This window comes from Burkholderia sp. ABCPW 111 (assembly GCF_000773065.1).
Lineage (GTDB): Bacteria > Pseudomonadota > Gammaproteobacteria > Burkholderiales > Burkholderiaceae > Burkholderia > Burkholderia savannae.
On record NZ_JPWT01000051.1, the window covers coordinates 89,474 to 97,781 of the forward strand.

Sequence of the window (8,308 nt, forward strand, 5' to 3'; positions counted from 1 at the left end):
ATACACCAGTCGGCGCGCGCATGGTGCGGCGCTTACGTGCGTTGCGCGCGAGCGCCGCGCCAAAACGAAACACCCCGGCGGGCACACGGCCCGCCGGGGTGTCGTTCGACATCGGCCAAGCCGACGCGCTTACTGCATGTTTTCGATCAGCACCTGACCGAAGCCCGAGCACGACACTTGCGTCGCGCCTTCCATCAGGCGTGCGAAGTCGTACGTGACGCGCTTTTGATGGATCGACTTCTCCATCGCGGCGATGATGACGTCGGCCGCCTCGGTCCAGCCGAGGTGGCGCAGCATCATTTCGGCCGACAGGATTTCCGAACCCGGGTTCACGTAGTCCTTGCCCGCGTACTTCGGCGCCGTGCCGTGCGTCGCTTCGAACATCGCCACCGAATCCGACAGGTTCGCGCCCGGCGCGATGCCGATGCCGCCGACTTGCGCGGCAAGCGCGTCGGAGACGTAGTCGCCGTTCAGGTTCAGCGTGGCGATCACGTCGTACTCGGCCGGACGCAGCAGGATCTGCTGCAGGAACGCGTCGGCGATCGAATCCTTGATCACGATCTCGTTGCCCGTCTTCGGGTTCTTGAACTTCATCCACGGGCCGCCGTCGATCAGCTCGGCGCCGAATTCCTTCTGCGCGAGCGCGTAGCCGTAGTCACGGAACGCGCCTTCCGTGAACTTCATGATGTTGCCCTTGTGGACGAGCGTGACCGACTTGCGATCGTTGTCGATCGCGTACTGGATCGCCTTGCGCACGAGACGCTCGGTGCCTTCCTTCGACACGGGCTTGATGCCGATGCCCGACGTTTCCGGGAAGCGGATCTTCTTCACGCCCATCTCTTCCTGCAGGAACTTGATGACCTTCTTCGCCTGCTCGGATTCCGCCGCCCACTCGATGCCGGCGTAGATGTCTTCCGAGTTCTCGCGGAAGATGACCATGTTGGTCTTCTCCGGCTCGCGCACCGGCGAAGGCACGCCCTTGAAGTACTGGATCGGGCGCAGGCAGACGTACAGGTCGAGCTCCTGGCGCAGCGCGACGTTCAGCGAGCGGATGCCGCCGCCGACCGGAGTCGTGAGCGGGCCCTTGATCGACACGACGTACTCCTTGAGCACCTGCAACGTCTCTTCCGGCAGCCACACGTCCGGACCGTAGACCTTCGTCGCCTTCTCGCCGGCGTAGATCTCCATCCAGTGGATCTTCTTCTTGCCGCCGTACGCCTTCTCGACCGCCGCGTCGACGACCTTGATCATCACCGGCGTGATGTCGAAGCCCGTGCCGTCGCCCTCGATGTAAGGGATGATCGGCTGATCGGAAACGTTGAGCGAGAAATCCTTGTTGACGGTGATCTTGTCACCGCCTTCCGGAACCTTGATGTGCTGATACGGCATGATCGACTCCAGTGATATGGCTGGGCTGGTGGGTATCTGGTTGTGCGCGGTCGGGCGCGCGCGGCGCCGGCCCTGCGTCCGCAAAGGCGAGCCGCTATTCTAGCGCTCTCGCGGCGGAAGGCGGCGCGAAACTGGTACGCGGGACCCGCGCAAGTCTTATATAAGACAAAAGACTTGCCGTTCCGTATTATGCATTAAGATTCCGCCATTTGCCATAGAACGCGGCCCGCGTCGCGCCGCCCGTCCCCTCGCGAGCCTTGCCCCATGCGCCTCATCGCCCTCAACAAACCGTTCGGCACGATCTGCCAGTTCTCTCCGCACGAAACCCGCGCGTCGCTCGGCGACTGGGTGAAGACGCCCGGCGTCTACCCGGCGGGCCGCCTCGACGCCGACAGCGAAGGGCTCCTTCTGCTCACCGACGACGGCGCGCTGCAGGCGAAGATCGCCGAGCCGCGCCACAAGCTCGTCAAACGCTACTGGGCGCAGGTCGAGGGCGCGCCGGACGCGGCCGCGATCGCGGCGCTGGAGCGCGGCGTCGATCTCGGCGACTACGTGACCCGCCCGTGCCGCGCGCGTTTCGTCGCGCCGCCCGACGCGCTCTGGCCGCGCACCCCGCCGATCCGCTTTCGCGCCGCGATCCCGACGACCTGGATCGAGCTCGAGATCGCCGAGGGCAAGAACCGCCAGGTGCGGCGAATGACCGCGGCGGTCGGCTTTCCGACGCTGCGCCTCATCCGAGTCGGCATCGGCGCGCTCGACGTGTTCGCGCTCGGCCTCGCGCCCGGCGAAACCCGCGAGTTGCCGCCCCGCGCGCCCTGGGAGCGCGCAAAGCGGCCTGGATGACAATGCGGTGACACGTTTCGCCGCGCGTCAACCGACTTCGAACCCGACGCGTTAAACGACGCAGATGCCACTCCCAGCTATCCGGCATTGGCGACCGAACCGCGGTCCCGTCGCTCGAGCGACACCTGCGCGAACCGGCCGCCTGCAGCGCGAAGAGATTTTTCTCGATGCGTCTGTCAACCGAAAGGTGGATGGCACGTTAGACGACATGACTCCTATGCCGGGTCATTTGGTTAATTAACTAAAGCTGAGGAACACAACATGAACAAACTGATCGCCGCTCTGGTCGCTGGTCTCTTCGCAACGGCTGCTTTCGCGCAAGCTTCGGCTCCGGCCGCTGCTTCGGCTCCGGCTGAGAAGGCTGAAGCTGCTTCGGCTCCGGCTAAGAAGGCCCACAAGAAGCACGCACACAAGAAGCACGCGAAGAAGGCGAAGGAAGCCAGCGCTGCTGAAGCCCCGGCTGCTGCTTCGAACTAAGTAAGCAAGTTGTAAGACGCAGTCAAGAACAAGTCTTTGCCGTTCTTACGGCGTTGCAAGGCAGATCCCCGCGAGGCGATCTGCCTTTTTCTTTTTGTCTCCGTTCCCCCGCCTCGCACCGTGCACGTGATCTGCGCGCGACGCCGCGCTTCGCGTACCATGCGGGTCTCGAATTCCCGATAGGAGCCCAAGCCGTGCGATTTTCCCCGCGCTCTTCGCTCGCCCGATTCGTGCGAGCCGCCGCCTTCCCGATCGCGCTCGCGCTCGCCGCGGGCGGCATGCACGCCGCGGCCGCGCAGACCGCGCAGTTGCCGCCCGGCGCGAAGCAGCCGAGCGAATTCCCGCGCGTGAAGCTGCGCGCCGGCATGTACGTGATCGACGCGGCCGTGGCGGCGAACGACGCCGATCGCGAGCAGGGCCTCATGTACCGCTCGCAGCTCGCGCCGAACGAAGGGATGCTGTTCGTGTTCAACGAGAACGCCGTGCATTGCTTCTGGATGAAGAACACGCTGATCCCGCTGTCGATCGCGTTCATCCGCGCGGACGGCACGATCACCGACATCGACGAGATGAAGGCCGAGACGACCGACAACCATTGCCCGCGCAACAACGGCGTCTACGCGCTGGAGATGAGCCGCGGCTGGTTCGCCGCGAAGGGCATCAAGCAGGGGATGAAGATCGACGGGCTGCCGCAGCCGCAGTGACGCCCGACGCGGGCGACGCGCGCCGCCCGCCTCCGCCCGTGCCACGACAGAAAGCCGGCCGCGCGCCGGCTTTTTCGCGCGCGCCGTTTTCGTGCACGGACGAGGCGCTCAAGCGTTCGCCGACGCGCGGGACTTGATTGCCGATGCATCGCCCGCATCTGCAAAAGCCCCGAGCAAGCGCTATGCTTTAAGTCTCGCAAGAGCGACGGCGCCGGCCGCACCGGCCGGGCCGTTTCCGTCCAGAACCATTAGGAGGTTCACGTGCCCCGCAAAACCCCCATCGAGCGCTATCGCAACATCGGTATCAGCGCTCACATCGACGCCGGCAAAACCACGACGACCGAGCGCATCCTCTTCTATACCGGCGTGAGCCACAAGATCGGCGAGGTTCACGACGGGGCGGCCACGATGGACTGGATGGAGCAGGAGCAGGAGCGCGGCATCACGATCACGTCCGCGGCGACGACGGCGTTCTGGAAAGGCATGGCCGGCAATTATCCCGAGCATCGGATCAACATCATCGACACGCCGGGCCACGTCGACTTCACGATCGAAGTCGAGCGCTCGATGCGCGTGCTCGACGGCGCGTGCATGGTCTACGACTCGGTGGGCGGCGTGCAGCCGCAGTCCGAAACCGTCTGGCGCCAGGCGAACAAGTACAAGGTGCCGCGCATCGCGTTCGTCAACAAGATGGACCGCGTCGGCGCGGACTTCTTCCGCGTGCAGCGGCAGATCGGCGAGCGCCTGAAAGGCGTCGCCGTGCCGATCCAGATTCCGATCGGCGCGGAAGAGCATTTCCAGGGCGTCGTCGATCTCGTGAAGATGAAGGCGATCGTCTGGGACGACGAAAGCCAGGGCGTGAAGTTCACGTACGAAGAGATCCCCGAGAACCTGCGCGCGAGCGCCGAGGAATGGCGCGAGAAGATGGTCGAGGCGGCCGCCGAGGCGAGCGAGGCGCTGCTCGAGAAATATCTGACCGACCATCACTCGCTCACGGAAGACGAAATCAAGGCCGCGCTGCGCCAGCGCACGATCGCCAACGAGATCGTGCCGATGCTCTGCGGCAGCGCGTTCAAGAACAAGGGCGTGCAGGCGATGCTCGACGCGGTGATCGACTATCTGCCGTCGCCCGCCGACGTGCCCGCGATCCTCGGCCACGATCTCGACGACCACGAAGCGGAGCGTCATCCGAGCGACGACGAGCCGTTCTCCGCGCTCGCGTTCAAGATCATGACTGATCCGTTCGTCGGCCAGTTGATCTTCTTTCGCGTGTACTCGGGCGTCGTCGAATCGGGCGACACGGTGCTGAACCCGACGAAGGACAAGAAGGAACGGCTCGGCCGAATCCTGCAGATGCACGCGAACGAGCGCAAGGAAATCAAGGAAGTGCGCGCGGGCGACATCGCGGCGGCGGTCGGCCTGAAGGAAGCGACGACCGGCGACACGCTGTGCGATCCGGGCAAGCCGATCATCCTCGAGAAGATGGAGTTCCCCGAGCCGGTGATCTCGCAGGCGGTCGAGCCGAAGACCAAGGCCGACCAGGAAAAGATGGGCCTCGCGCTCAATCGCCTCGCGCAGGAAGACCCGTCGTTCCGCGTGCAGACCGACGAGGAATCCGGCCAGACGATCATCTCCGGGATGGGCGAGCTGCATCTCGAAATCATCGTCGACCGGATGAAGCGCGAGTTCGGCGTGGAAGCCACGGTCGGCAAGCCGCAGGTCGCGTATCGCGAGACGGTGCGCACCGTCGCCGAGGATGTCGAGGGCAAGTTCGTCAAGCAGTCGGGCGGCCGCGGCCAGTACGGTCACGCGGTGATCAAGCTCGAGCCGAACCCCGGCAAGGGCTATGAATTCCTCGACGAGATCAAGGGCGGCGTGATTCCGCGCGAGTTCATTCCGGCGGTCAACAAGGGCATCGAGGAGACGCTGAAGAGCGGCGTGCTCGCGGGCTATCCGGTCGTCGACGTGAAGGTGCACCTGACGTTCGGCTCGTACCACGACGTCGACTCGAACGAAAACGCGTTCCGCATGGCCGGCTCGATGGCGTTCAAGGAAGCGATGCGCCGCGCGAAGCCGGTGCTGCTCGAGCCGATGATGGCCGTCGAGGTGGAGACGCCCGAGGACTTCATGGGCAACGTGATGGGCGACCTGTCGAGCCGGCGCGGCATCGTGCAGGGCATGGAGGACATCGCGGGCGGCGGCGGCAAGCTCGTGCGCGCCGAGGTGCCGCTCGCCGAGATGTTCGGCTACTCGACGTCGCTGCGCTCCGCCACGCAGGGCCGCGCGACCTACACGATGGAGTTCAAGCACTACGCGGAGACGCCGGCGAACGTGTCGGAAGCGGTCATCAACGCGAAGCAGGTCCGCCGCGGCTGAGCGGCCGGCTTGCGAGGCCGTGCGGCGGCGGCATCGCGCCGCGCGGCCCATGAAACGAAAGCCCGTCCGGAAACGGACGGGCTTTTTTTTCGGCACGCGCCGCCCGGGCATCGACGAGGCCACGGCGGAGCGTTCACGCCGCCCGCCTCGCGACGAGGCGTCGTCTCCCCGCCACGCTCGGCGCGGCGCTGACCGCGGTCGCGCTGCGTGACCGCTTCGACACCTTTCAACACGTTTTGCGATATAGGCGGCGCAAGCGCACCGCGCACGATATCCGTAACGTTCCCGCTCGGGCTGGCAGGCCTGAACCGCGCGATCCCGCAGAATCGCGCGGCGGCATAACCCCGCCGCACGCCGGACGCTGCGGACTCGGCCGGCACGCATGCGCATCCGCGGGCTTCTTCGCCCGCTTCTTCGCGCGCTTGGCGCGCCCGCGGCTCCGGTTCGTTTCGACTAGCCGGAACAGGTATCCGGCCGCCGTGCCGGCCGGCTCGGTTTCAATTCTGTAACCAAACCCGCCTCCTTGCGATCGACGCCACACCGGCGAGCCAGGACCTGCCGCTCTTCCGGATTCCGCCGTTTCCCGCGCGGTTCATGGCCCCAATGACGCCGATCGGCTCGACGGACGACGTGCCGATGAGCCGCGCGCGCGGCCGGGAGACGGGCGATCCGCAGCGCGAGCATCTTCACGACGCGAGCACAATGGCCGTGCCCTCGACGCGCGCATGCGCGATCGGCGGCATCCAGGCGGCCTCCCTGCTCGCCCACACGCTCTCGCCGCCGGGCGCGGAGCGCAACCCGCTCGACGCGATCGGCGAGAGGGTCGGCGCGATCGGATGGGGGATCGCCGCGCTGTTCCTGGCCTGCCGGATCGCATCGATCCTGCGCCGCCGCTCGCGGCGCGCGGCCGACGCGTCCACGCGCGGACCTTCCTCCCGACGTTTCATTTCGGAAACAAAACCGCTTCTCCGATGTTTCAGCGCCGCGTTCGCGAAGCGCCCACGCCTTGCTCGATGGGCGTGAGCGGCCGATGGCACGGTTATCGCAGTGAGGGGCGCGCACGGCGGGCCCGCGTGCCGATCGACGCGGCCGGCTGGTCTCGCACCAGTCCGGACGAGATCGGCCACTGAAACGACAACGCATCTTCCGGCCCCCGGGCAACACACGCATAAAACCGCGCGGCAACACGGACCGCGCGCTTCGGGAGACCCATGATGCACAAGACGAAACAGCCGTACCGCGCGGCGGGCCGATGCTATCGCGCGACCTTGCTGGCGGCGGCCGCATTCGCGTACTGCTGCGGCTCGTATGCGCTCGCGCAAGAAATCATGCCCGCGGGGCCGAGCGCCGCGCAGTCACGCGACGACGCGCCGCTTTCCGCACCGTTGCCGGTTGCGCAAAACGCGACGCAGGCCGGCGCGCCGGATGTGTCCGCCAATGCGGACGTCGCGATGCCGCCCGCGGAACTGGCGTCGCCCTGTTCCGCCGATCCGGCAGCGTGCGAATCCGTGCTTCATCTCGCCAACGGCGCGGGGGGCAACGGCGAGCACGGAGTCGGAACCGGCGGCAGCCCGGGCAATGGCCGTGGAAGCGGCGGCAATGGAAACAACGGGGATGGCGCCGTCGGGCCGGCGGGCATCGGGGGCGGCACGACGACAGGTTCGACCTCCGGCGGCACGACCGGCACGGGCCGCGGCAGCGGTAACTCCGCGGGCAACGCATCGGGCATCGGCAACGCCGGCGGCGGACATTCGGGTGGTGGTACGTCGGGTGGTGGTGCTGCGGGTGGCGGCACTTCGGGCGGCGGCACCTCGAACGGCGGTGCTTCGGGCGGCGGTGCTTCGGGCGGCGGCACCTCGAACGGCGGCACTTCGGGTGGCGGCGCTTCGGGTGGCGGCACTTCAAGCGGCGGCACGTCGGGCAGCGGCACCTCGAACGGCGGTGCTTCGGGCGGCGGCACTTCGGGTAGCGGCACTTCGAGTGGCGGCACTTCGAGTGGCGGTACTTCAAGCGGCGGCGCGTCGGGCAGCGGCACCTCGAACGGCGGTGCTTCGGGCGGCGGCACTTCGAGTGGCAGTACTTCGGGTGGAGGCACTTCGAGCGGCGGCACGTCGAGCAGTGGCCATGGTGGACACAGCGGCGGTAGCGGCGGCGACAGCGGTGGGGGTCACGGCAACGGCGGCGGAAATAGCGGTGGCAGTCAAGGTAGCGGCGGCAATGGCGGTGGCAACGGTAGTGGCGGCGCTAGCAACGGTGGTGGTCACGGTAACGGCGGAAGCAACGGCAATGGCAGTGGTGGTGCCGGCAATGGTGGCAATGGCGGCACCGGTAACGGTGGCGGCAATGGCGGCAGCAACGGCGGCCATGGCAACGGTGGCAGCAGTGCCGGTGGTAACGGCAACGGCGGCAGCAACGGCAATGGCGGCACCGGTAACGGTGGCGGCAATGGCGGCAGCAACGGCGGTCACGGCAACGGTGGCAGCAATGCCGGTGGTAACGGCAACGGCGGCAGCAACGGC

Annotated in this window: 7 protein-coding genes; 5 read left to right on the plus strand and 2 right to left on the minus strand. The window is 66.9% G+C overall.

The window, feature by feature from the left end; genetic code table 11:
- Positions 1-129: 129 nt before the first annotated feature.
- A complete protein-coding gene (gene icd / locus X946_RS07245; RefSeq protein WP_038745290.1) occupies positions 130-1,389 on the minus strand; it encodes an NADP-dependent isocitrate dehydrogenase in 1,260 nt (419 codons plus the stop codon).
- Between the two features lie 264 nt (positions 1,390-1,653).
- On the opposite strand from icd, the gene X946_RS07250 reads away from it, so the two are divergent.
- The 4 genes from X946_RS07250 to fusA all read left to right on the plus strand — a co-directional run bounded on the left by X946_RS07250 (position 1,654) and on the right by fusA (position 5,789).
- Complete coding sequence (locus tag X946_RS07250; RefSeq protein ID WP_038745292.1) at positions 1,654-2,232, plus strand: pseudouridine synthase; 579 nt, start codon at positions 1,654-1,656, stop codon at positions 2,230-2,232.
- Between the two features lie 261 nt (positions 2,233-2,493).
- A complete protein-coding gene (locus tag X946_RS30505) occupies positions 2,494-2,709 on the plus strand; it encodes a hypothetical protein (protein ID WP_081463944.1) in 216 nt (71 codons plus the stop codon).
- A gap of 194 nt (positions 2,710-2,903) precedes the next feature.
- On the plus strand, positions 2,904-3,413 hold the full coding sequence (locus X946_RS07255) for a DUF192 domain-containing protein (protein ID WP_038745294.1): 510 nt from the start codon (positions 2,904-2,906) through the stop codon (positions 3,411-3,413).
- Between the two features lie 261 nt (positions 3,414-3,674).
- Positions 3,675-5,789: an elongation factor G gene (fusA, locus tag X946_RS07260; protein WP_038745295.1), complete on the plus strand. Its 2,115-nt coding sequence runs from the start codon at positions 3,675-3,677 to the stop codon at positions 5,787-5,789.
- 686 nt (positions 5,790-6,475) lie between these two features.
- On the opposite strand, the gene X946_RS36085 is transcribed toward fusA, so the two are convergent.
- On the minus strand, positions 6,476-6,709 hold the full coding sequence (locus X946_RS36085) for a hypothetical protein (protein WP_060822074.1): 234 nt from the start codon (positions 6,707-6,709) through the stop codon (positions 6,476-6,478).
- Between the two features lie 291 nt (positions 6,710-7,000).
- Here X946_RS36085 and X946_RS35005 point away from each other — a divergent pair.
- Positions 7,001-8,308 (plus strand): hypothetical protein (locus X946_RS35005; protein WP_161788643.1); only part of this gene is annotated, 1,308 nt, incomplete at its 3' end.

Bases quoted from the DNA above. Each gene is read 5' to 3' on its own strand.
- icd (WP_038745290.1), bottom strand. From the start codon at position 1,389: ATGCCGTATCAGCACATCAAGGTTCCGGAAGGCGGTGACAAGATCACC.
- X946_RS07250 (WP_038745292.1), top strand. From the start codon at position 1,654: ATGCGCCTCATCGCCCTCAACAAACCGTTCGGCACGATCTGCCAGTTC.
- X946_RS30505 (WP_081463944.1), top strand. From the start codon at position 2,494: ATGAACAAACTGATCGCCGCTCTGGTCGCTGGTCTCTTCGCAACGGCT.